Annotated in this window: 16 protein-coding genes, 5 tRNA genes and 2 pseudogenes; 15 read left to right on the forward strand and 8 right to left on the reverse strand. The window is 48.3% G+C overall.

Annotation, left to right across the window (positions count from 1 at the left end):
• Window positions 1-13: 13 nt before the first annotated feature.
• Window positions 14-1,483: pseudogene (locus MYB54_RS07545) on the reverse strand (efflux transporter outer membrane subunit).
• 87 nt (window positions 1,484-1,570) lie between these two features.
• Between MYB54_RS07545 and MYB54_RS07550 the strand changes: the two are divergent.
• The 4 genes from MYB54_RS07550 (at window position 1,571) to MYB54_RS07565 (ending at window position 7,790) form a co-directional block, all read left to right on the forward strand.
• Complete coding sequence (locus MYB54_RS07550) at window positions 1,571-2,185, forward strand: TetR/AcrR family transcriptional regulator (RefSeq protein ID WP_248721751.1); 615 nt, start codon at window positions 1,571-1,573, stop codon at window positions 2,183-2,185.
• 76 nt (window positions 2,186-2,261) lie between these two features.
• Window positions 2,262-3,371: an efflux RND transporter periplasmic adaptor subunit gene (locus tag MYB54_RS07555; RefSeq protein ID WP_039509364.1), complete on the forward strand. Its 1,110-nt coding sequence runs from the start codon at window positions 2,262-2,264 to the stop codon at window positions 3,369-3,371.
• Window positions 3,368-6,457, forward strand: a complete 3,090-nt coding sequence (locus MYB54_RS07560; protein ID WP_248721752.1) for an efflux RND transporter permease subunit — start codon at window positions 3,368-3,370, stop codon at window positions 6,455-6,457. Before MYB54_RS07555 ends, MYB54_RS07560 begins: the two co-directional genes overlap by 4 nt.
• A gap of 115 nt (window positions 6,458-6,572) precedes the next feature.
• Window positions 6,573-7,790 carry a multidrug effflux MFS transporter gene (locus MYB54_RS07565; RefSeq protein WP_205534835.1) on the forward strand — a complete coding sequence of 406 codons (1,218 nt, stop codon included), beginning with the start codon at window positions 6,573-6,575 and terminating at the stop codon, window positions 7,788-7,790.
• 74 nt (window positions 7,791-7,864) lie between these two features.
• On the opposite strand, the gene MYB54_RS07570 is transcribed toward MYB54_RS07565, so the two are convergent.
• Both MYB54_RS07570 and MYB54_RS07575 read right to left on the reverse strand, forming a co-directional pair.
• The gene (locus tag MYB54_RS07570) at window positions 7,865-9,037 is read right to left on the reverse strand and encodes a dienelactone hydrolase family protein (protein WP_248721753.1); all 1,173 of its coding nucleotides are present in this window, start codon (window positions 9,035-9,037) and stop codon (window positions 7,865-7,867) included.
• Between the two features lie 376 nt (window positions 9,038-9,413).
• Window positions 9,414-9,489 (reverse strand) — tRNA-Asn (locus tag MYB54_RS07575).
• A gap of 379 nt (window positions 9,490-9,868) precedes the next feature.
• Here MYB54_RS07575 and MYB54_RS07580 point away from each other — a divergent pair.
• Together MYB54_RS07580 and iraP are read left to right on the forward strand one after the other, a co-directional pair.
• A pseudogene (locus MYB54_RS07580) lies at window positions 9,869-10,138 on the forward strand (LysR family transcriptional regulator); the annotation flags it as partial.
• 393 nt (window positions 10,139-10,531) lie between these two features.
• Window positions 10,532-10,798: an anti-adapter protein IraP gene (gene iraP, locus MYB54_RS07585; protein WP_248721754.1), complete on the forward strand. Its 267-nt coding sequence runs from the start codon at window positions 10,532-10,534 to the stop codon at window positions 10,796-10,798.
• Window positions 10,799-10,969: 171 nt separating this feature from the next.
• On the opposite strand, the gene cycA is transcribed toward iraP, so the two are convergent.
• The gene (gene cycA / locus MYB54_RS07590; RefSeq protein WP_180788264.1) at window positions 10,970-12,382 is read right to left on the reverse strand and encodes a D-serine/D-alanine/glycine transporter; all 1,413 of its coding nucleotides are present in this window, start codon (window positions 12,380-12,382) and stop codon (window positions 10,970-10,972) included.
• A gap of 337 nt (window positions 12,383-12,719) precedes the next feature.
• Between cycA and MYB54_RS07595 the strand changes: the two genes are divergently transcribed.
• Window positions 12,720-12,795: transfer RNA gene (locus MYB54_RS07595), tRNA-Lys, on the forward strand.
• A gap of 465 nt (window positions 12,796-13,260) precedes the next feature.
• A complete protein-coding gene (locus MYB54_RS07600) occupies window positions 13,261-13,548 on the forward strand; it encodes a basic helix-loop-helix domain-containing protein (RefSeq protein WP_039516033.1) in 288 nt (95 codons plus the stop codon).
• Between the two features lie 93 nt (window positions 13,549-13,641).
• Here MYB54_RS07600 and MYB54_RS07605 read toward each other — a convergent pair whose 3' ends face one another.
• Window positions 13,642-13,866, reverse strand: a complete 225-nt coding sequence (locus tag MYB54_RS07605; RefSeq protein WP_014915936.1) for a DUF2594 family protein — start codon at window positions 13,864-13,866, stop codon at window positions 13,642-13,644.
• Between the two features lie 643 nt (window positions 13,867-14,509).
• Here MYB54_RS07605 and uvrY point away from each other — a divergent pair.
• From uvrY to MYB54_RS07640, 7 genes are all read left to right on the forward strand, one after another.
• Window positions 14,510-15,166, forward strand: coding sequence for a UvrY/SirA/GacA family response regulator transcription factor (gene uvrY / locus MYB54_RS07610; protein ID WP_010279369.1), 657 nt, complete (start codon window positions 14,510-14,512; stop codon window positions 15,164-15,166).
• A complete protein-coding gene (gene uvrC / locus MYB54_RS07615) occupies window positions 15,159-16,991 on the forward strand; it encodes an excinuclease ABC subunit UvrC (protein ID WP_010279371.1) in 1,833 nt (610 codons plus the stop codon). The genes uvrY and uvrC overlap by 8 nt, the downstream gene beginning before the upstream one ends.
• Window positions 16,992-17,049: 58 nt before the next feature.
• A complete protein-coding gene (gene pgsA, locus MYB54_RS07620) occupies window positions 17,050-17,598 on the forward strand; it encodes a CDP-diacylglycerol--glycerol-3-phosphate 3-phosphatidyltransferase (protein ID WP_039285745.1) in 549 nt (182 codons plus the stop codon).
• Between the two features lie 139 nt (window positions 17,599-17,737).
• Window positions 17,738-17,813 (forward strand) — tRNA-Gly (locus MYB54_RS07625).
• A gap of 51 nt (window positions 17,814-17,864) precedes the next feature.
• Window positions 17,865-17,938 (forward strand) — tRNA-Cys (locus MYB54_RS07630).
• A gap of 8 nt (window positions 17,939-17,946) precedes the next feature.
• A tRNA-Leu gene (locus MYB54_RS07635) sits at window positions 17,947-18,033 on the forward strand.
• A 203-nt stretch (window positions 18,034-18,236) separates the two neighbouring features.
• Window positions 18,237-19,499 carry a tyrosine-type recombinase/integrase gene (locus MYB54_RS07640; RefSeq protein ID WP_248721755.1) on the forward strand — a complete coding sequence of 421 codons (1,263 nt, stop codon included), beginning with the start codon at window positions 18,237-18,239 and terminating at the stop codon, window positions 19,497-19,499.
• Between the two features lie 176 nt (window positions 19,500-19,675).
• Here the strand turns inward: MYB54_RS07640 and MYB54_RS07645 are convergent, their stop codons facing one another.
• The 3 genes from MYB54_RS07645 to MYB54_RS07655 all read right to left on the reverse strand — a co-directional run bounded on the left by MYB54_RS07645 (window position 19,676) and on the right by MYB54_RS07655 (window position 24,893).
• Window positions 19,676-20,182, reverse strand: a complete 507-nt coding sequence (locus tag MYB54_RS07645; protein WP_248721756.1) for a hypothetical protein — start codon at window positions 20,180-20,182, stop codon at window positions 19,676-19,678.
• 80 nt (window positions 20,183-20,262) lie between these two features.
• The gene (locus tag MYB54_RS07650) at window positions 20,263-23,133 is read right to left on the reverse strand and encodes a DEAD/DEAH box helicase (RefSeq protein WP_248721757.1); all 2,871 of its coding nucleotides are present in this window, start codon (window positions 23,131-23,133) and stop codon (window positions 20,263-20,265) included.
• Complete coding sequence (locus MYB54_RS07655; RefSeq protein ID WP_371928279.1) at window positions 23,130-24,893, reverse strand: site-specific DNA-methyltransferase; 1,764 nt, start codon at window positions 24,891-24,893, stop codon at window positions 23,130-23,132. The genes MYB54_RS07650 and MYB54_RS07655 overlap by 4 nt, the downstream gene beginning before the upstream one ends.
• Between the last annotated feature and the right edge of the window lie 12 nt (window positions 24,894-24,905).

Consider the following 24,905-nt stretch of genomic DNA (forward strand, 5'->3'; position numbering starts at 1 on the left):
GTTCGTGCGCATCTTATTGTGCCTTCGCAGTGGTTTCTGGCGGCTGCCAGCCACCACCGAGCGCCTTGAATGTGGCGACGGCTGCGCGTGCCGATTCGGTTTGAGCCTGAGCCCTGGCATCGGAGGTTTGTAGCAGGGTTTCATCGGCGTGAAGAACGTCAATCAGGCTGCTTGTTCCTTTCTGGTAGGCGATGAAAGACGACTGCCGCGCGCTGGCTAACGCGGTCTCACCGGCGGTTAACGTTGCAGACCGCGTTTCGCGATTGACCAGGGCCGAGAAGGCGTTCTCAACGTCTTCGGTCGCGCGGAGTACCGACAGGCGGTAAGCCGCCAGCGCTTCGGCTTCTTGTCCCTTCGCTTGATCGATCTGGGCGTTAATGCGGCCGAAGTCGAAGAGTCGCCAGCGCAGCCCTAATACGCCCGCCGATTGGCTGGCACCGCTGGAGAACAGATTGCCGCTCGACACCGACGTTGCACTACCGAGTAAGGCGCTGAGCGAGAATGTAGGATAGTACTCGCTGATGGCTACCCCGATGCGTGCGTTGGACGCCGCGAGGTGGCGTTCGGCCACGATAATATCGGGTCTGCGGCGCAGCAGGTCGGCGGGTGTCCCTGTTGCTATGAGCGTGGGAGGCTGTGGAATGGCCTGTGAGCTGGACAACTGGGTCCGATGCGTGCCGGGAGGTGTGCCGAGCATAACGTCCAATGCGTTCATCGCGGCATCGATTCCGGTCTGGAGAGCGGGCACGGTTGCCTGAACCTGCGAAAGCGCGCCCTCCGTCTGACGAACCTGATATTCTGCGGCGAGCTCTTTATTGTGGAGCAGCTGTACCTTATCCAGCAGCTCTTACTGTGTCTTGACCTGACTGTTGGCGATCGCCAGACGCGTTTGTAACCCGCGCAGAGTGATATAAATATCGGCAGTCTGAGCGGCGACGGCCAGACGTGTGGCCGCGACGCCCGCCTCGGAAGCCTGATAATCAGCCAGTGCCGCCTGACGACCGCGTCTCAGGCCTCCGAATACATCAAGCTCCCAACTGGCGTTGAGATCGGCTTCATAAGCATTGCCGTAGCGACTATAGCCAGGAACCGAGTTGAGTAGCTGACCTTGTGGCGTTTCAATTGACTGGTAGGCGCGAGTGCCTTGTCCGCTGATGTTGCCCGAGGGCAGCAGCGCCGCCGTTGCTGCGCCAAGCCCGGCACGCGCCTGACTCATCCGTGCGGACGCCTGAGCTAAATCAAGATTCTGTGCAAGTGCCCTTGAAACTAACTGGCTCAGTAAGGGATCATTAAAGCTTTCCCACCAGACCGCAAGGTTGGCTGCCTGAGCTGCGCTTTCTTGTTCTGCAGACGGTTTTATAACGGATTTCGCCTGATAACGATCCGCGAGTGGCGCGTCCGGACGGTGATAATCCGGCCCAACGGCGCAACCTGCCATTAAGCTCGTGGTCACCACCAAGGAAAGGGTACGGAGGGATAACATAGGAATTCCTTGAGTCAAAAAGGTTGTGACCATATTACGTATTGGTCACTCGTTGTCAATCAGCGCTCGGTGAGCTAAGCTTGAGTAATGACTAAACACATGAATACACATCCCCCACGCGGGCCGTCGGATCACAGCGTTCGAGATCAGGTTGTTGAAGCGGCGACTGAGCACTTCGGACACTTTGGCTATGAGAAGACCACCGTGTCCGATCTGGCCAAAGCGATTGGTTTTTCTAAGGCCTACATCTACAAATTTTTTGATTCCAAACAGGCCATCGGTGAGATGATTTGTACTAACCGACTGGCAATGATTATGGATATTGTCAACGCGGAGCTGGTGAATGCGCCAACGGCTTCAGAAAAGCTGAGGCGCCTGTATAAAGCCTTGATAGAAGCGGGCAGCGATTTATTTTTTCACGATCGCAAGCTTTATGAGATCGCTGCGGTATCCTCGCGCGAACGCTGGCCTTCAGCCGTTGCTTATGAAGAAAAACTACGTCAGCTTGTTCAGCAAATTCTTCTTGAGGGGCGACAGTCCGGGGAATTTGAGCGCAAGACGCCGCTGGATGAGGCGGCAGAGGCCATCTATCTGGTCATGCGTCCTTATGCTTGCCCTATTCAACTGCAATACAACCTGGATTCGTCAGCGTCCGCTGCGGTGTTATTACCGTCGTTAATATTGCGTAGCCTGGCACCTTAAAAATAGTGACCATTGACAATATTGGTCACTAGTTGGAGAATGCGGTTTCTGTCCTGCTCATTTAAGAAGGGAACCCATGCTTCGGCTAAAATCCACCACTCTTGCTGTTTGCCTGTTGCCTCTCGCCCTGGTGGCGTGTGGCGACGCTTCCGATGTCGACGATCCACGCAATCAGCCTCCTCTGGTGAGAGCGGCTACCGTGGTGAGTGCTGTTGACGCTTCTCGCGCCTTCACCGGTGTGGTTGTCGCACGAGTTCAAAGCGACTTGGGTTTTCGGGTGCAAGGCAAAATCCTTGAACGTCTGGTTGATACCGGCCAGACCGTGAAACGCGGCCAGCCTTTGATGCGTCTGGACCCTATCGATCTCAACTTACAGGCACAAGCCCAGCAGCAGGCCGTTACCGCGGCCCGTGCCCGTGCCAGACAGGCGACCGATGACGAAGCTCGCTATCGTGGTCTGGTTGCCGCAGGTGCGGTATCCGCTTCGGCTTACGATCAAATAAAGGCGGCTGCCGAGACGGCGAAAGCGGAACTGAGCGCTGCACAGGCTCAGGCTGATGTAGCACGCAATGCGACGGAGTATGCCGTGTTGCTGGCCGATGCCGACGGCGTGGTAATGAATACACTGGCTGAACCCGGTCAAGTGGTGAGTGCAGGGCAGGCTGTTGTTCGGCTGGCGCGCGCGGGGCAGCGGGAAGCCATCGTACAACTGCCCGAAACGCTACGCCCCGCGGTTGGAAGCGAAGCGCAGGCAATGCGCTATGGCGCAGGAGAACAGCGTGTTCCAGCGAAACTGCGGTTGCTCTCCGATGCGGCCGATCCGTTGACGCGCACCTTCGAAGCGAGGTATGTGCTTGAAGGTGAGCTGGCGAGTGCACCGCTCGGATCCACCGTTACGCTCCATATCGCGCAAGATGACGTATCCCGCCAGATGCTACAGGTGCCTTTAGCGGCAATCTATGATCCAGGGAAAGGGCCGGGTGTCTGGCGTATTTCAGGCGATCCCGCCAAAGTATCATGGCAACCCGTTCAGATGTCTGGCCTTAGCGACGATAGGGCAAAGGTGACCGGGAATCTCAAACCGGGAGAGCAGGTTGTTGCCTTGGGGACGCATTTGCTGCATGACGGCGAGGCGGTCCGAGTGATTGAACAGCGCGATGCCAGCGTCGCCGGGAGCCAGCCATGAGCGAGGGAAGATTCAATCTTTCGGCGCTTGCTGTCCGTGAGCGCTCCATCACGCTGTTTCTCATCATCCTGATTACCGTCGCGGGCATTCTCTCGTTCTTTGAACTGGGGCGGGCAGAAGATCCACCGTTTACGGTCAAGCAGATGACCATTGTTTCTGTCTGGCCGGGGGCGACCGCTCAGGAAATGCAGGATCAGGTGGCTGAACCGCTGGAAAAGCGCATGCAGGAACTCAAGTGGTATGACCGCAGTGAGACTTACACGCGTCCTGGACTCGCTTTTACCATGCTGTCACTGCTTGACAGTACGCCGCCTTCACAGGTACAGGAGGAGTTCTATCAGGCGCGTAAAAAGCTCGGCGATGAAGCCAGGAACCTGCCGGCAGGCGTGATTGGGCCGATGGTTAATGACGAATTCTCCGATGTGACCTTTGCGCTCTTTGCGCTGAAGGCGAAAGGCGAGCCGCAACGTTTACTGGTCCGTGATGCCGAATCGCTGCGTCAGCGTCTCTTGCATGTGCCGGGCGTGAAGAAGGTCAATATCATCGGGGAACAGGCTGAACGTATTTTTGTGTCGTTCTCGCATGACCGGCTGGCGACGCTGGGTATTGCTCCTCAGGACATTTTCTCCGCGCTGAATAGCCAGAACGAACTGACGCCTGCCGGCTCGATTAATACGAGCGGGCCGCAGGTCTTTATTCGTCTGGATGGCGCTTTTGATAAGTTGGACAAGATCCGTAAAACGCCGATTGTTGTACAGGGTAGGACGTTACAGCTTTCAGACGTAGCAACCGTTGAGCGTGGCTATGAAGACCCTGCGACCTTTCTGGTTCGCAATCAGGGAGAACCGGCGCTGTTGCTGGGCATTGTGATGCGTGAAGGATGGAATGGTCTGGATTTGGGGAAGGCACTGGATGCCGAAACGGCCAAAATCAATGAAGGCATGCCGCTTGGCATGACGTTAACGAAAGTCACCGATCAGTCGGTGAATATCAGCTCGTCTGTTGACGAATTCATGATCAAATTCTTCGTCGCGTTGCTTGTCGTGCTGGTTGTTTGCTTTATCAGCATGGGCTGGCGCGTGGGGGTTGTCGTTGCCGCCGCGGTGCCGTTGACGCTGGCTATCGTTTTTGTGGTGATGGAAGCGTCCGGTAAAAACTTTGACCGAATTACGTTGGGGTCTCTCATTCTGGCGCTGGGTTTGCTGGTTGATGATGCGATTATCGCCATCGAGATGATGGTGGTGAAAATGGAGGAGGGCTATAGCCGTGTTAAAGCCTCCGCCTATGCCTGGAGCCACACGGCTGCCCCGATGCTGGCAGGTACGCTGGTCACCGCTGTGGGTTTTATGCCTAACGGTTTCGCGCAATCCACCGCCGGTGAGTACACCAGCAACATGTTCTGGATCGTCGGTATTGCCCTGATTGCCTCCTGGGTCGTTGCGGTGGTCTTCACGCCTTATTTGGGCGTAAAAATGCTGCCGGAAATCAAAACCGTAGAGGGGGGACACGCCGCCATCTACAACACCCGCCATTACAACCAATTTCGCCGTTTACTGACGCGTGTTATCTCGCGGAAATGGATCGTGGCAGGTACCGTGGTGGCTGCCTTTACCGTAGCGATCTTAGGTATGGCGCTGGTTAAAAAACAATTCTTCCCGACCTCCGATCGTCCTGAAGTGCTGGTAGAAGTGCAGATGCCCTATGGGACTTCCATTGAGCAGACCAGCGTGGCAACGGCGAAGGTAGAGGACTGGCTGAAGAAGCAGGAAGAGGCAAAAATTGTTACGTCTTACATTGGGCAAGGTTCACCGCGCTTTTTTCTGGCTATGTCGCCAGAGCTGCCCGATCCGTCGTTTGCAAAAATTGTCGTGTTGACGGACAGCCAGGAAGCGCGTGAGGCGCTCAAGTTTCGGCTTCGTGAAGCGGCGGCCAATGGCCTGGCACCGGAAGCGCTTGTTCGGGTGACTCAGCTGGTGTTTGGACCCAATTCACCTTATCCGGTGGCCTACCGTGTTATGGGGCCGGATCCGACCACGCTGCGTGAGATTGCAGACAAGGTGAAAACGGTGATGCTGGCAAATCCCATGATGAGGACCGTCAATACCGACTGGGGGCCGCAGGTGCCGACGCTGCATTTCACGCTCGATCAGGACCGTTTGCAGGCGGTGGGATTGACATCGAATGCGGTCGCGCAGCAACTTCAGTTCCTGCTCTCGGGGGTTCCGATCACGTCGGTGCGTGAAGATATCCGCGCGGTACAGGTCATGGGACGTGCTGCCGGGGATATCCGGCTTGATCCAGCAAAAATAGCGGGCTTCACGCTCGTGGGGTCTGCCGGTCAGCGTATTCCTCTGTCGCAGATAGGGGAAGTCGACGTGAAGATGGAAGATCCTATCCTGCGCCGCCGCGATCGCACACCGATCATTACTGTACGGGGTGATATCGCCGAAAACCTGCAGCCGCCGGATGTCTCTATAGCGATCCTGAAACAGCTACAGCCCATCATCGATACACTTCCGGCCGGATACCGTATTGAGCAGGCTGGCCCGATTGAAGAATCAGGAAAAGCCACTCAGGCGATGGCACCGCTGTTTCCTATCATGATTGCTATTACGCTGCTGATCATCATCCTACAGGTGCGGTCAATGTCGGCAATGGTGATGGTGTTTCTCACTTCACCGCTGGGGCTGATTGGCGTGGTGCCAACGCTGCTGCTCTTCAACCAGCCGTTTGGTATCAATGCGCTTGTGGGGTTGATTGCGCTATCCGGTATCCTGATGCGTAATACTTTGATTCTTATAGGGCAGATCCATCACAACGAGCAGGAAGGACTCTCGCCATTCGATGCGGTGGTGGAGGCGACGGTGCAGCGAGCCCGACCTGTGTTGCTGACCGCGCTGGCCGCCATTTTGGCGTTCATCCCGCTCACTCATTCTATTTTCTGGGGCACGCTGGCATACACGCTGATTGGCGGGACGTTTGGCGGCACCATCATCACGCTGGTGTTTCTGCCTGCGATGTACGCTATCTGGTTCAAGATACGTCCAGAGAATGAGAAGCACGTCGATAAACCCGCCGCGGTGTAAGCCGTCATTGATATGAAAACGCTCGTCACACAGGGTGGCGAGCGTTATCCAGTCTGCTGCGTGGCCATATTTCCACGTCGTCATTGTCATTAAAATCACCATGAGCACTGTCATTATGGCGAAAACGCATTCCTTCGAAAGCCCGCGATTGACCGGAAAAATTGTCGCGTTATTGGCTGGCCTTTCGGCGATTAGCATCTTGTCTACAAACATTATTCTTCCGGCTTTCCCCGATATCGGAGAGCAGCTTGGGGCATCCCCCCGTGAACTTGGTCTGACGCTATCCAGTTTTTTCATCACGTTCGCGCTGGCCCAATTGGTTGTCGGCCCGTTATCGGATCGTTATGGACGCAAGACGCTCGTTCTGGGAGGGCTTTCCATCTTCATCGTTGGCACCGTTGTCGGCGGCCTTGCTGGTTCACTTGAAACGCTGATCGTCGGAAGGGTCATTCAGGCGCTGGGCATCTGCGCTGCGGCAGTGTTAGCCCGCGCAATTGCACGCGATCTGTTTGACGGTGAAACGCTGGCGCGGGCGCTATCGCTGACGATGATCGCGACAGCGGCGGCCCCCGGATTTTCACCGCTGGTGGGAAGCGTGCTGACGACGACATTGGGCTGGCGCGCGATCTTTATCCTGGTGGGGCTGGCCGCCTTTGTCATCGCCGTCTTCTATGCGCACGGGCTGGGGGAAACGCATCCCGCTGAGCGTCGCGCACCGTACTCCATTCCGAGCGTCATCGTGGCGTACGGCAAGCTGGTTGTTGATGGGAAGTTTATCCTTCCGGCACTGTCGATGAGTCTGTTGATGAGCGGCCTGTTTGCCTCTTTCGGTGCCGCACCGGCGATTCTGATGGAGGGTATTGGCCTATCGTCATTCCAGGCCGGACTCTATTTCGCCTCCACCGTGTTCGTTGTCTTCGGGGCGGGAATGGCTGCGCCGCGACTGGCGCGCCGCTATGGTTCGAGAAGAGTGGCGTCGGTGGGGCTCGCTACCGCGTTAGCCGGTGGGAGTTTGCTACTGCTTGGGCCGGAAGCGCCAAGCCTCAGTGGGTATACCTTGTCGATGATCGTCTTCCTTTGGGGAATGGGCTTAGCCAATCCACTGGGAACGGCCATTACGATGGGGCCTTTCGGGAAAGAAGCGGGTTTGGCATCCGCGCTGCTTGGGTTTTTGACGATGGGAATGGCGGCGATAACAACCTGGTTGGGCTCGGTACTGACGTTTCCCGCTGTCACCACGCTGGGCGGTATACAGGTGACGGCCTGTCTGATAGCACTGGTATTGTTTTGCAGTCACGCACGCGCGCGGTTGAATAGAGGCTCAGAAACGTGATTCTGTAGAAAGACGGCAGGCTTGATTAAACTGATACGGAAACCCCCGAAGGAGTTTCCGATTCCATGGCAGATCTATTTTGTTACCACCTCATCATTGATGGCATATACCGTGCAACTCACCGCCTTTTTGTGCTGGAATTTTTCACAGTTTTTAACGGCGATGTCAGCCGCCTCATGGCCGGTTCGCGCCCAGTATGCCGTACCCCAGGCCCCGTCCTTGTTTGTCGCAAACGCTTTCTCGTAAAGTCGTGCCGCTTCGTATTGTCTGAATGCCTTTTTGCCTGCAAGGTTATTCAGGTCTGCGGGGGGCGTAAGATGTGTTACCGGTAAGGTCACGACTTCCTCGACTGGCAAGTGTTGCTGCGCAAGGAATCCCGCCACGGTTTTCCACCAGAAACTTTCTGGTGCGGTATCCATAAAGACGTGCCCATTTTTTTCAAAAGCGGGCATTTCGATAAATTCCGCTTTACCACCACCGTTGCGATAGGCGTCATAAAATGCTCTGCCCATTTCCGGGGTGAAAGATTGATCGTTGCTGGAATAGAGCCACAGGGAAGGGATGCGTGCAGTGAGGCCATACGTGGCGAACGCGTTAATCAAACCTGTTTTGTCACAAAGTGATTTACCGTCTATGGAACCTCTGCCTCCGTCAAAATTGATGATAGCCTGAACGCCGGGAGGGTTGGTCGCACTGGTTGCCAGCACGGCAAAACCGCCTGCGGACATTCCTGCCAGCACTGCTTTATCCGGTGAGGCCCAGGGCTGGCGCCTTATAGCCTCAAGCGCGGCCAGCATATCTCGGGCGTCTTTTTCACCTGCCAGCTTATGCAGCGGTTGCTTACAGGAACCACCTGAATATTCAGCCCCACCGCTTGAATAACCGTACCCCTCCCGTAAAACGGTCACCGCGGCATAGCCGTGGCGCGCAAAGGCAAGCGCCGTTGACGATTCGCGGTTTGGATTCATGTCCCAGCGATCAAATTCGGCAGTACCCACGGTGCCATTTGTGATCACCACCACAGGGAGCTTTGTCTGGCTGACTGGTCGGGTGACGAAGGCATCGAGTACGGCGGGTTTACCATTATCCAGTGTGACCTGCAACGAAAGTGGTTCCCTGATTAGGCCTTCGAATTGCTGGTTTTTTAGTGAAGCATTTATTGGTGTGGCGATGGAAGAAAAGGAGAGACAAAACAATGCAGTAATGACGGTTACTCTGATGAAGCTGGCTATAGAGTGATGGCGCATTTTTGTTAACCTTAGCAAGTGTTTGATGAGGTTTTTTCGTTCAACGCGCGTCGATGAATATCAGATATTCATTACGGCCTCAATGGCAACAGAAAGTCTATTGAGCTGCGGTTTAAAGAAGGGGTGAACCGTGTGAATCGGAAACTTTGAAGGGTTTTGCGGATGGTTTTAAGTTGCGGATTTTTGCGTCGTTAAGAGACATTTGGGGGTCACTCCGTCATCGAACCGGAAAGACCCCAAATCTGACCACCAGATTCTCCCGATGCAGAGGGAAAACAGAGTGTGTACCGGAAAGACTTTTGCAGGCGAAGACATTGAATAAGATGATAAAAACAAAAATCCCGCTTAAGTTTCCTTAAGCGGGATTTTCTAAATTTGGCTCCTCTGACTGGACTCGAACCAGTGACATACGGATTAACAGTCCGCCGTTCTACCGACTGAACTACAGAGGAATCGGTTAAGTGCGATGGATAATAGCGGGAGCGTTTCGGGTTGTCAAAGGCTGTTATCGCTTGGTGCGTTTGATTGCCGAACTAATAACCAACATATTGAAATTATTGCTCAAGTTGAGCACTGGAAAGCAATGAAATACGCTGAGTCGCGGGCGGGTTTGCACCCTAAAATAGCAGGGGTTGCTTTAAGATGGTGCAGGTTGGTATGGGCTTGATGACGGGTTTCCCAAACAGAATCAGGCGTTTTGGTTAGCAGAATCATTGCTTTTCCTTATTTTACCTGTGGCTTATCAATGAGGTATCACTTTTTCTTAGGCATAGAAACATAATATGGCGCGCTTTTTGCTACCTCTTTAGGGTAACTACTCAGGAGGCAGACATGAATCTTAGACGGCTCAAGTATTTTGTGAAAATCGTTGATATCGGTAGCCTGACACAGGCTGCTGAGTTGTTGCATATTGCACAACCGGCGCTGAGCCAGCAGGTCGCGACGCTGGAGAGTGAACTCGAAAAACAGCTGCTGGTACGGAGCCGGCGTGGTGTGACGCCCACCGAGGCGGGGAAAATTCTTTATTCTCATGCACAGACGATATTGTCACAGTGCGAACAGGCAAAGGATGCGGTGAGTGGCGCACGACAATCAATGAGTGCGTAAGCGTTAGCCATAGAGCCAGCCATTTCCCGATGGCTGGCTACTCATCAGATTTTTGTGTCAGATGTTCGATAAAAATGGCACTCTTTCTTATTTTTTTGTGAAGACTATCACAACTCATAGCATTATCTAGCTTCCTCAAAGCAGGGATTTTTGCTCTTAAAAATAAAATGGGTTTTTAGTTTTTTTATTTATTTGGTTTATTTATCTGCAACTTCATTTTATTGCTGCCGTGTGACTATGATTTCCTTAAAATGATAATAGACACTAGCGGTCAGGCCATTCACAGTGTTACATTAATCTTCGTTATGTTTTCTCTAATCCTGTGCACCAAGAACAGGTGTTGCCTTATGGGTGTATGACGGTTATTTTTTTGATTAAGGAGTTCAAATGAATAATATCCTCTCTCATCTTTTAATAAAGTTGGCAGAAAAAGAAGTTGGAGAAAAAGCGCTTAACGCGAAGATTGAATCGTTAGAGATGCTGATTTCTGCTATTGTTTCAACACTTGATGACAATAAAATCAATGAGTTAAATAGAAAGATAGAAGGTGTCGTTGCTGATGCTTCACAGCGGCAGGATGAACATAATTACTTAGCTCTCGAACTATTGGCAAAAAACATCAATCGAATCACAACCGTTTCATTGCGGGAATAACTTTCTTATATATCAATGGTGACGACATTAATTGTTCGCATATTAATTTTCGTATATCCAATTGAGAATTGTTTATATCCAATAATAGAGAATACTTGTGCTATGCGTGATTTTGCTGAAAAAAATTGAAGGCGCCGACGTCTGTCCGCGCCTTTCTTGCGTTTATACCTTTTACTTCACATCAACAGCCTGCTTTTTCCGACGAATAAACTGATAAGCAATAGCCAGAACAATAAACCACAGCGGCGTGACAATAAGCGCCTGCCGTGTATCTGGCTGTAATGTTAACAGTACAATAACAAAAGCGAAAAAGGCCAGACATATCCAGCACATGAAAATACCCAACGGCATTTTATAAGATGACTCGGCATGTAGCTGAGGGCGTTTTTTACGGTATGTCAGGTAAGAGCACAGGATGATGCTCCAGATGAACATGAATAAAATCGCGGAGACGGTGGTCACCAGTGTAAAGACCGTCATCACGTTCGGAATCAGGTAGATCAGCACCACGCCCGAAAGCAAACAAATACAGGAGAACATCAACCCAGTCGACGGAACCGCGCGTTTAGAGAGCACGCCGAAACTTTTCGGTGCATCACCTTGTTTCGCCAGGCCAAAGAGCATACGGCTGGTGGAGAATACGCCGCTATTCGCCGAGGATGCCGCCGACGTCAGTACGACAAAGTTGATCATGCTGGCGGCTGCAGGTAGGCCAACTAGTACGAACATTTCCACGAAAGGACTGCGATCTGCAGTAATTGCGCTCCACGGGGTGACGGACATAATCATAATTAACGCAAAAACATAAAACATGATGATGCGAATCGGGATGGCGTTAATTGCACGGGGCAGCACGACTTTCGGATTTTTAGTTTCAGCGGCCGTTGTACCAACCAGCTCGATACCAACAAATGCGAATACGGCGATCTGGAATCCGGCAAAGAATCCGCTTATCCCTTTAGGGAACATGCCACCGTCATTCCAAAGATTGGTAAAGGAAGCGACGTTTCCTGATGGAGAAGAGAATTGCATCATCACCAGCGTGACACCGACCACGATTAACGCAACGATAGCGACAATTTTGATCATCGCGAACCAGAACTCCATCTCGCCAAACAGCTTCACGGTTGCCAGGTTTAGCGTCAGTAATAGCAGAACGCAAAGCAGGGAAGAGACCCACTGCGATAAATCAGGGAACCAGAACTGCGAGTAGGCACTAATGGCTACGACATCGGCGATCCCGGTTACGACCCAGCAGAACCAATACGTCCAGCCGGTAAAGAAACCTGCCCATGGCCCAAGGAGGTCAGCAGCGAAATCGCTGAATGACTTATAGTTGAGGTTGGAGAGTAATAGTTCTCCCATTGCGCGCATGACAAAAAACAGCATAAAACCAATGATCATATAAACGAAGATGATCGAAGGACCCGCCATGCTGATTGTTTTGCCCGAGCCCATAAATAGCCCAGTACCGATCGCTCCGCCGATGGCGATGAGCTGAATATGACGATTAGTCAGATTCCGTTGCAGTCCCTCTCCCTGTTCAGAGGCAAGGTCTGCGGCTTCTTTTGATTGTTCGACCATGTAAGTACACTTTCCTGTTTCTGTCTGTGATGTTTTTTTGAGCTCTTTGGCGGCTCTCGTTTACGAAAATCGAAACGAATAAGATAGCGCAACCGCAGTACTTATTACAGCGGATGTCTGAGATAGCCAGGCGTAAAGAGGGCAGTTAATGATGTAAGATAACGCTGTATGTTTTTCGCCCTAAAATGAAGAGGATATAAAATGATGAGAGGCTAGAGATAAATAGGCTGAGCAGGTTAACAAAATTACCAATTGCTAACAATCCTATTATTAGGCATAAAAAATTAATATGAAGTATTTGACAGGCACGCTGGGGAGGAGAATAATCCTCGCCGTTGGGTCGTTAGCTCAGTTGGTAGAGCAGTTGACTCTTAATCAATTGGTCGCAGGTTCGAACCCTGCACGACCCACCAACAATTTCAATGAGTTATGATATTAATTTCAGTTTGTTATTATTTTTGTTTTCTTTGGTTAATTTATTTTTAATTATATCCGTTCTTAACGCTAACCGTATTTTCTGCGTTGGTTTTCCCCGTTTTATTCTATTTTTATCACTTTCATAACAAATCCCCTTGCTTAATAGTCGTGACTTTTCGATCATGTTTTATTGGTATTCTGCTGTCATGCCAGGTGGATACATAAGGTGTCTGATGATATCGCTGAACGTTATCACTTTTGATGGCGAGAATGTGCCTCAATCGTCCTGAAGAGTGGCGAGAAGGTGCTATGCTTAACAGATGGAATCGTTGACAGATCGTTTATGATGTGACGAGTTGTTTGCACAGGGTTGTGTTCATATCCACTGGGGCGGCGTTTAGAGGTAGCTGGAGTTTCCTGGTTAGCCATAAGCAAGTTTCTGCTTGATTTCGGAGGTTCATATGGGATTCGAAAAATTACTGGCTGTCATAGAAAAAAGTCACCAGGATCCAAAATCGGTTATCTCATTGTCTGAACTGAGCCAGGCAATCCATGAGATAATTTGTACGGAAAGTTCAAAAGAGTACAAAATAAATGAATGCTTCACTGAGTTGAGGGAGCTGGTTGATGAAAGAAAAGCACTTTCCAGAAAACAGCTCCTGGATAAAGCGTTGGTGATGGAATTAACGCTTTATAAAAAGAAAGAAGAGGCACTGCTTTTGAAACTCATCAGCATCGGGAATAAATAGACGAGCGTCTCTATTTTTTAAATCAGGAAGACAATGCTAAATATTACTACACCGCCAGATCAAATTATTAAGATGGCGGTGTAGCAAATAGTGCTATTTACGGTAGCTGGTTTTGATTTGTTTAATCGTGTTATCAAAGACAGCGGCTTGCTCGGCATCTTCCAATTGAGCAATATATCTTTCCATATTGATGATAACTTTACCGGCATCTGCCTGGCCGATTGCTTTTAATAACAGCGTAACCATAGCCTTCAGGCAGGTAACCTCGTGGGCCAGTGTTTCAGCGGATGCAGTAGTAGAAAAATCTGCGTTGCTCATGTTTTGTCCTCAACAAGAAAAAGATGTTTTCCTTCGCCTGCTGCGGGCGTTACCGCTGACGCGACAGGCAGAACCAGATGGACGGGAGTATAACATAAAGCATATTGTGGATTGATATTATTCGCGGATAAAGCCATTTTAGTGACTGTTTTTTATGCATTTAACTTATTTAAATAGCGTCTATATTTTGGATGTTTTTGGGTGGTAAAGGCTATAGATGTGTTTTGTTTAATACATATGATGTTCACTATGGACGTTTTTCACTGAATATATTATTTGTATAATATCGTGGCAGACGATGATAAAATTTCTAACCACATCCTGATTACAATAGTGACTTTTTATTGACATTCAAGATGTAAAGCCAATTGCATGCCATTTGATTTGCATTGTTTTTTATACATTTTGTGCCACTGACGTGTTTATACTGTGTGGCGTATTTGAAATGTTAAGAATGTGATCAACATACACCATCAGGTTAACGATATATTGTTATGATCGGGAACGTGCTTTATTCCTTCTCGGTATATTTTAAAATACATATTCATATAAATCTGTGTTCATTATTTTTTGAAACCAACGTAGTATCACCTGCAAGCAACTTTTTATGTAAGTGTTACTCCCTTTTTTGGAGAATTATTCTTTGATTAGCGTTTTTCTTGTTGATGACCATGAACTGGTGCGGGCAGGGATACGACGCATTCTTGACGATATCAAAGGTCTGAAAGTGGTTGGTGAGGCATGCTGTGGTGAAGATGCTGTCAAATGGTGCCGAAGCAATGATGTAGATGTTGTCCTGATGGACATGAGCATGCCGGGCATCGGTGGGCTTGAAGCAACGCGCAAGATCCTGCGTTTTACGCCAGATATAAAAGTCATTATGCTCACTATTTATACTGAGAATCCGCTACCTGCTAAAGTGATGCAGGCCGGTGCCGCGGGATATGTGAGTAAAGCTGCCGCTCCTCAGGAAGTGATCTCCGCCATTCGCGCTGTGCATGCTGGTAAACGGTATATTGCTTCTGATATTGCTCAGCAGATGGCATTAAGCCAGTTGGAGCCGCAGACCGATGCGCCGCTTGAGTGTTTGTCTGAACGCGAATTACAGATTATGCTAATGATAACGAAGGGACAGAAAGTGACTGAAATTTCAGATCAGCTTAATCTTAGCCCTAAAACAGTGAACAGCTATCGCTACCGTATGTTCAGCAAGCTGAATATCAACGGCGATGTAGAGTTGACTCATCTGGCTATCAAGCATGGGCTTTTTACCGCGGAGACATTGTTAAGTAGTGAGTGAGAGTTTCGATGCTTCGGCATTTTTAAAAACGGTAACGAGCCAGCCTGGCGTCTACCGGATGTATGACGCCGGTAATACGGTCATCTACGTCGGTAAGGCAAAAGACTTAAAAAAACGACTTGCCAGCTATTTCCGCAGTCATGTCGCCAGCCGTAAAACCGAGGCATTAGTCAAAAGCATCAAGCATATTGATGTCACGATCACGCATACGGAAACTGAAGCCCTACTGCTGGAACACAACTACATCAAGCTTTATCAGCCGCGTTATAACGTCTTGTTGCGCGACGATAAATCCTATCCCATGATTTTCCTGAGCGGTGATGCGCATCCACGTTTGGCTGTTCACCGTGGCGCTAAGCATGCGAAGGGCGAATATTTCGGCCCGTTTCCCAACGGCAATGCCGTGCGCGAAACGCTAATATTGCTGCAAAAGCTGTTTCCGGTTCGCCAGTGTGAAAATAGCGTCTATCGCAATCGCTCTCGTCCTTGCCTGCAATATCAAATTGGTCGCTGCCTCGGGCCTTGCGTTAGCGGTTTGGTTAGCGAAGAAGATTATCAACAGCAGGTTGACTATGTTCGCCTGTTTTTGTCTGGTAAAGACCAGCAAGTACTGAATCAACTCATCTCCCGGATGGAAGCGGCCAGTCGCGATCTGCATTTTGAAGATGCAGCTCGGATACGCGATCAGATCCAGGCGGTTCGGCGTGTGACGGAAAAACAATTTGTTTCCGGCGACGGCGAAGATCTGGATGTTATCAGTGTTGCCTTTGATGCTGGCATGGCTTGCGTCTATGTCCTTTTCATCCGACAGGGAAAAGTGCTTGGCAGCCGGAGCTATTTCCCCAAAGTCCCTGGCGGTACGGAATTGGGGGAGGTCGTGCAGACTTTTGTCGGGCAATTCTATTTGCAGGGAAGCTTAGGTCGAACGCTTCCTACAGAAATTCTGCTCGACTTCACTCTGCCCGATAAAGATTTGCTGACGGAGTCTCTAACGGCAGTTGCGGGAAGAAAAGTACAGATTCAAACGAAACCCCGCGGCGATCGGGCACGTTATTTAAAATTAGCGCGGACAAATGCTGCCACAGCGCTGGTCACAAAACTGTCTCAGCAGTCCACCATTCACCAGCGACTGGCGGCGTTAGCTAACGTGTTGCAGTTGCCAGAAATCCATCGGATGGAGTGTTTTGATATCAGTCATACGATGGGCGAACAGACTGTGGCATCCTGCGTAGTATTTGATGCCAATGGTCCGTTACGTTCGGAATATCGCCGCTATAATATCAGTGGCATTACGCCAGGCGATGATTATGCCGCCATGGCGCAAGTCCTCCGACGTCGATATGGTAAAGCGCTGGATGACAGCAAAATACCGGATGTCATTGTGATCGATGGCGGAAAAGGGCAGCTCGGCCAGGCTCAGGACGTGTTTGACTCGCTGCAGGTATCGTGGGATAAAAACAAGCCTCTGCTACTTGGTGTCGCGAAAGGCAGCGATCGTAAAGCTGGGCTGGAAACGCTGTTTTTTGAGTCGACGGGCGAGGGCATGGCACTACCGCCTGATTCTCCCGCATTGCACGTTATCCAGCATATTCGCGATGATTCGCATGATCATGCAATTGGCGGACATCGTAAGAAGAGAGCAAAAGTAAGAAATACCAGTACGCTGGAGCTTATCGAAGGTGTCGGCCCTAAACGGCGCCAAACCCTGTTGAAATACATGGGAGGGCTGCAACCTTTGATGAATGCCAGTATTGAGGAGATTGCAAATGTTCCAGGAATTTCGCATGCATTGGCAGAAAAAATCTTCCATGCATTGAAACACTAGGGACAATGTTGCAACATACTCTTAGTATCCACTCCAGCCAGATAGTTACCTAAGCGCTATGCAATTTAATATACCGACGTTGCTTACCCTGTTTCGTGTTGCTCTTATTCCGTTTTTTGTGCTGGCGTTTTATCTTCCATTCGTCTGGGCACCGCTGCTCTGCGCGTTGATTTTCGTGTTTGCTGCCATTACGGACTGGTTTGATGGTTTCCTTGCCCGCCGCTGGAAACAGACCACGCGTTTTGGTGCCTTCCTCGATCCTGTTGCGGATAAAGTGATGGTGGCTGTCGCGTTGGTGCTAGTTGCGGAATACTATCACTCCTGGTGGATTACGCTGCCTGCCGCGACAATGATCGCGCGGGAAATCATCATTTCAGCATTGCGCGAGTGGATGGCTGAAATTGGTAAGAGAAGTAGCGTTGCCGTGTCGTGGATAGGGAAGGTTAAAACCACGGCTCAGATGATGGCGCTTTTTGCTTTGCTGTGGCGCCCAGAACGCATTGTTGAAGGCGTTGGCGTTGTGGCGTTGTACATCGCCGCTGTACTGACTTTCTGGTCCATGTTTCAATATTTGAACGCCGCGAGACACGATCTGCTTGAACCTTGATCGAAGCGCCGTAAAAATCAGCAAACGAACGCAGTTGCTTGATAATTTTATTGACTCATTGCGTCAGGTCAGTAGAATGCACCGCATCAACAGCAACGCTGGTTTGTAAGAAGTTAAGAGAATCAGTGAGTTCTGTGTTGCGGGAATAGCTCAGTTGGTAGAGCACGACCTTGCCAAGGTCGGGGTCGCGAGTTCGAGTCTCGTTTCCCGCTCCAATTTAAAACATCGGCAATTGCGGATGTTGGTCACTAAGACCTGAATATTTTGGCGCGTTAACAAAGCGGTTATGTAGCGGATTGCAAATCCGTCTAGTCCGGTTCGACTCCGGAACGCGCCTCCAATATTTAAGCCCGGGTGGTGAAATCGGTAGACACAAGGGATTTAAAATCCCTCGGCGTTCGCGCTGTGCGGGTTCAAGTCCCGCCCCGGGCACCATTGATAAATCAATAGACGTCAACCGACGTCTATTTTTTTGCCTAAAACCCACGGTTTTACTGGCTTCTCCTTCATTCCATACTCTTCCTACGTCAACACAATTCAACTGACATCAACTTGCTTGTGCGGGTACAATTGCGGGTATACTTCAGTATGGTAAATCCTTGTACCCTCAATAACGCATTTATTGAAGGAAAAGCATTATGGCACTCACGGATATCAAGGTACGTTCAGCAAAACCGGAAGAGAAGCCTTATAAACTTACCGATGGAAACGGTATGTTTCTTTTGGTCCATACCAATGGATCTAAATATTGGCGCTTACGCTATCGTTCGGATGGCAAAGAAAAGACGTTGGCGCTAGGTGTCTACCCTGAGGTTTCCCTTTCTGAAGCGCGTCAGAAACGCGATGAAGCGCGAAAACTTATTGCTGCTGGCGTTGATCCTAACGAGCATAAAAAAGCAGTCAAAACTCAGCAACAAGATGATGAGCAAACCTTCGAGGCTGTGGCTCGTGCTTGGCATACTGATAATAAGAAGTGGTCGGAATCCCATGCCGAACGTATTCTGAAAAGTCTGAGCGACAATATTTTCCCCGCTATTGGCAGCACACATATCGCAGATTTGAAAACACGCGATTTGCTGACACCGATTAAAAGTGTCGAACGCTCTGGACGCTTAGAAGTGGCTAAGCGTCTAAAACAACGTGTGACTGCCATCATGACCTATGCCGTACAAAACGGTCTGATTGACTATAATCCGGCGCAGGATATGGCAGGGGCGATAATGCCTGGCAAAGTTGAACATCGTCCGGCATTAGCGCTTGAACGCTTGCCTGAGCTTCTTCGCCGTATAGATGGCTATAAAGGTCGTGAGTTTACCAAGTGGGTTATTAATCTCTCCCTGCTAATTTTTATCCGCTCCAGTGAACTCCGTTTTGCCCGCTGGCCGGAAATCGACTTTGAGCGAGCGTTGTGGACGATTCCCCCAGAACGTGAACTAATCCCCGGAGTGAAATTCTCCGAACGCGGTTCAAAAATGCACACACCACACCTTGTGCCACTAAGCCGTCAGGCACTGGAGATCCTTACAAAGATCAGAGAAGTGAGCGGGCATTGTGAGCTGGTATTCATTGGCGATCATTCGTCACGAAAACCCGTTAGTGAGGGCACGGTAAACAAAGCGCTGCAAACGATGGGCTACGACACGAAAACGGAAGTATGCGGTCACGGCTTTCGTACCATGGCCTGTAGTTCACTGATTGAGTCAGGATTGTGGTCTAGGGATGCGGTAGAGCGGCAGATGAGTCATCAGGAGCGTAATGGTGTCCGGGCGGCGTACATCCATAAAGCTGAACATCTGGATGAGCGCAAACTGATGCTGCAATGGTGGGCAGATTTTCTTGATGCGAATCGGAAGAGGGCGGTTAGTCCGTTTGATTTTGGGAAAACCAATAATAAAACGTGATTATCATTCAAATTTTTGAATGGCTTTATATTGGGGCGGCATTAAACGTCGCCCGTATTGAGCCAAAAGTGCCGCTATTGGTAGAGATAACTATCATTTATGCCTTTTAGGGCAATGCACACACTATTGGCTCCTTGTGAATAAATCACAGATTTGGTAGGGAGAGGCTGGGATAGTTATTCTGGAAAAACGAAATGCAATAAACTAAAAAATACACCAATGCTAAAAAAATGACGAAAAAGAGAATGTCTTACCAATTCGTCCAGACACGTTCCACTCCATGAACCATTTCCCCAGCCTAATTGAAATAATGTAGCCCATGAAATCAAAATAATACCTAATGCACTGGCACTATTTTTCCATGATAGATGGGATGCTATGTTTAATGCTCCTGTATAAAAACCAATGCCTGCTATTAATATAATGATGCTAAAAATATAGACTGTTGTCTTGAGTAACAAAGTTCGTAATTCTTTTAGCCTCTGAGTATGAGAGTGAATATGATTTTTTGGATCAAGGCTGTAATTTCCTTGCTCGAGCTTTCGTTGATACTCCTCTTTCTCAAGTTCAAATGCCATTGAATTTTCGGCTGCGATTGATACGAATCGTTCGGTGCTGGTGATTAAATACCACATACCTTTATAGACACTCTGCTTTTTGGGAATGTTGTTATCAGACTTCATTTTCTCTCTTTACTTATGCCGGAGCCCCCGACGGTACCCTTACCGTCTAAGGGGCCTGATTATGTGTCCTAAGATTTTTATTATGCAGATAAATTGGTTTTTATCCTAAAATCCGCCATCAGTCCAGAAATTGAACGACTTAACTCAATTTCATCATGGGGAATGATGGCATATTGCCACAATTTACCTTTAAGTTTATCTGCATTTTGGTTTGCAAACTCACACCACCGTATAGCCGCTCGTGTTTTGGCCTGAACTTCCGGCGTGTCGATTTCTGTCGCTTTTTTCGGCTCGATGAGGCAATAGCCAGTGTCCATTTCAACAACAAAATCAGGTTCATAGTTTTTACCATTAGCATATTCGATGCGAAACTGACCTGGGCGCGGTTTCATCCAACGAATCACTGAAGCGTCATTCTCCAGTATTTGTGCGAGGCGGAGCTCCCCATCTACAGAGTCAAATTTCTGATAAGGGTAACAGCATTTAGTAAAACCAGTGAAAATCATTTGGCGGACTTTGTTTTTTTCACCTGCGGGAATTGCAATGCGGAAATCCCTCGGTTTTTCATTACCGGCAAAATTAAACGTGGCTGGATGTATTACATCAAAACCCTGTGTTATGCGTCCGGTATAGCCCGTTGGTGTTGTCCACATATTTTGTTTAATTTGCGCCCATATAAACTCTGCCAACTGCCGACCAGCATTTTTCAGAACGGATTCTGCTTCTTCCTGCGGTTGATAACTGCACAAATGGCTTACCATTTGTCCGGCCAGTTTATATAGCATATCGGCGTGTTCGTCATAATCAATTTCATCGTGGTCGAGCAGATAACGAATGAGATAATTTTCAAGTCGTTCTTCCTCTTCTCCCCCCTCCTGCCAACTGATTGTCCGTTGTTCGTTATTCTCAAGATGTGTGAGTAAGAGCTCTTTACTACCGGGTTTGAGCGCGATGCGATCCAACCCGGAAAGGTCAAAATCGTTAAATCCGTAATTGACTTCGCGTTCTGGCAAAACCACGATCCGGGGAATATCAATAGTATACTCCATCAGTTTTTCGGTGATCGTCCCGACCAACTCCTGAACTTCCGTATCCTCCATTGTAAGGAAACTTTGCTGTTCAACTTGATCTCCAATCATTTCCGTCAGATCGAGTTGCTCCGTAGAGGATGAGATTTGATGTTGAGTTACTTCCCATTCACGTAAGGCTTGTTGAACTCGTCGAGTTACGCTTGCTTTCACCTCTGGTGCACTGAGTTGTTGACTGCTAGTCAATCGTTTAGCTTCTTCTGACACCACTTTGAACGTAAGTTCGGCAACTTTACGTTCTGTTTCAGTGGTGAGTACCGACTTTGATGTGGAATTTGTTTGGTATATTGCTCTAGGCTCACAAACCTGCAAACTACTATTATCAATGACTTGATTTCCCAATAGAAATTCAGCCATTGATGGTACGATAATTTGCTGAGGTTTTACTTCTGGAATACCATTCTCATCATCATCCAACCCGATATAAAGAACTTTCTTAATAATCGAGTCATCGTTATTGGCACGATCAATAATCTCTTGAAAACGGTCATGGGCAATGATCGTCAGGCGATCGACGGCTTCGACGCCGGTTCTTTTGCCGTAGGGCAGGCGTAGTCCTCGGCCTATGGTCTGCTCAGTCAGGATTTCAGAGGCAGAAGCACGTAATGGAACGATAGTGTACAGATTAGTAACGTCCCATCCCTCTTTTAACTTGTTGACATGAATGACGATTTCAGTGTCTTTGTCATGTTCAACGGCCAAAAGTCGCTGCATAGTTTCTTCTGATTCTTCACCTGACTGGTTAGAGTGAACAGTGATTGCTTTACCTTTGTATGCGCCATTGAAGAAATCGTCGTGTTCAATGCGTACTTTTAGCCTGTCTGCATGATCGGTATCTTGCGCTACGACTAACATAAAAGGTTTAACCAGTTTGTTGCTAGTATTATTGGCAAAGCTGGTCAGTTCCGTTTTCACATATTCATGGTGGTGGATACCATCTTCCAGCTTTATTTTTTCCAACTGTTCTTCAGAGTAATTTGCGGCACGGAAGTCTTTGCGCGTGGCAACAGCTGGAATTTTGACGTATCCGTCTTTTAATGCTCGCGAAAGAGGATAATGATAAATAATATTTTTAAAATCACGCGGGTTTGCGCCCACGGTTTTCGGCGTGGCGGTTAATTCAATACCCAATACTGGATTCAGATCGTTAAGTGCCTGCGCACCCGCGCTGGCATAGTAACGGTGGGCTTCATCCATCAAAACAACTAAATCGGGCAGGCTTGCAAGATAGCTAAAATAAGATTCCCCGACGTATTCCTGAATGCGTCGAATTTTAGCGACCTTGGATTTAGCCGCACCTTTAGCATTTTCCAGTGCGTTGATTTTAGAAATATTGAAGATATTAATGTGCGGAGCGGTTTCGCTGCCAAAAAGATCACCCGTTTTGCTTTCGGCAATCGCATAATCCAGACGAACGCCTCGCCCTTCTTGATAGTCATCACCAGTAATTAGTACCGGCGGTGTTTGTGCCAGTTCAGGAATGCCCTGAAAAACATACTTTGGCGAACCGGGTAAAAAATCCATCTTAAGTTTTTCATAGATGGTCAAGTTCGGAGCTAGTACGAAGAAGTGACGACTGCGTCCGGTTAAGTATAACCAGGCAATCATTGCCCCCATTAAGCGAGTTTTACCCACACCCGTAGCCAGTGCAAAGCAGAGTGAAGGGAAGGCTCGTTCAAATCCTTTTACTGTGGGATGCTGTTGACGCAGTAATTCAATCCAGAGATTAAGATCGGGATCTTTACTGAGATCCATCTGTTCCAACACGTCACACAAAATACGTAACGATTCTTCCTGCGGATCACGCAGTGATAGTCGTGCACTAATGCGATTAGCAATTTTAACGGAGTTATTCTGACTCATAATTGTTCTTCGCCTTCGTTTTCCTCGTCATAGTCAATATCGTCAGGCTGCTCTGAATCAGAGAGAACGTTTAATGTGAAGCTGTAGTCATCCTGATCCCATTCACATTTGCTCAGAATAGCGCGTGGAATTTTTACCAGTGTAAGATTAGGGAAATCTGCGCCTTCAGTCATAAAGGCTTTGCAGCAGATCAGCAATGTGCGTTCGCTTCCCACCTCCTCACTCAGTGTTTTAAGTTGTTCGTAAGCCAAAGAGCCGGTAGTGACGTAGATATAGTCAGTTTCGGTACTGTATCCATGATTCCAGTATTGAGTCTGACTAGGTGCATAGGTGAAGCTCATATGTTTACACATGGCTTCTGCCAGCATTTCCGCATTATAGTCTTTGTTTATCACCCAGTTGCCCCAATGATCCTTTTTCAAGAGTGAAGGTGCCAAACGTAGATAACGAAAACCACCACCGGCTTGCCAACTATATTCGTTAGTAATACCCTTTTGATCGCTACCATCAACTACAGATTTTAATCTTTCAAAGCAATGAGTTCTGCAATGCTCTCCAAGTTCAATACCGATCCACTTTCTTCTCATTTTATGCGCAACTGCAGCGGTAGTTCCTGAACCAAGAAATGAATCTAGTACTAGATCGCCTGGTTTTGTTGCTAGTTCAAGGCAAATCGAAACGAGTTTTTCAGGTTTTTGTCCATTAGGAAATCGCACTCCTCCCTCTCTCGTTACATTGTTCCAGTTTACCTCTTCCCAGAACGTTCCTAGTTTTTCTCTTTTTAATATTTTCGTATCTTTTAAACAAGTTACATTCTTGAACCAACTAACAAGCCGTTTTTGAGGGCCGATAAATAATATTTCTATTAATTGACCTTTATTTCTCCCAGAGATCGGTCTATATTCTAGGCAATATAAATTATTTCCATTATCGGTAGCATCTTGAACTCTTGATCTTATAGATGTTTGGGCATTTTCAGTAGTATGCACTAAATCATAATATTTATATATGGCATCTACCTCAGAGATACCTTCATCTTTTGCGATTCTAGATATGCTTCTTGTTTCATAATCTTCAATTTTATATAAATGCATATCATTTCCAGAGCCATCCTTGATAGTGGAATAGTATTTTTTTTCACCTTTCTTATATAGTACGGATGTGTATTTGAAGCTTTTCCCTTCTATTTTCATAAGCTCGAGATATTTAGATAATTCAATCTCATTATAGTAATTATTAAATTTGTCAAAATCCTTTCCGCCGTAAGCTAATATAAACTCGATGTTTTTCTTCAGGCGTCGGTCCTCGCCACCACCACTAGCCCCTGAGCTATTCTTAGTTTTCACTGCAATTGTATTTATATAGGATGAGGGCCCTAAGATTTCATCCATAATGATTTTGAGATGAGAGAAATAATTATCATCAATTTGTACAAAAATGACTCCATCTGGTTTTAATAAGTTCTTTAAAAGAACTAATCTATCACGCATTAATGATAGCCATATTGAAGCTTCTAATCCATCATCATAGTGTTCAAAAGCCTGTCCAGTATTGTAAGGGGGGTCAATATATATACACTTAACCTTACCCGCATATTGTTGCTCCAATGATCTTAATGCTAACAAATTATCCGCGTGAATTAGCAGATTCTCATTATTCGCATCACCATAAGACAACGCCTTGTCTTCAAGCAGAATACGCGGCTCCAGACGAGGACGCTTATGTTTACCAATCCAGTTAAGTTCTAATTTTTGCTTCATTGACATAATCTA

The sequence above is a fragment of the Pectobacterium nicotianae genome (assembly GCF_023272715.1).
In the GTDB taxonomy this organism is placed as follows: domain Bacteria; phylum Pseudomonadota; class Gammaproteobacteria; order Enterobacterales; family Enterobacteriaceae; genus Pectobacterium; species Pectobacterium brasiliense.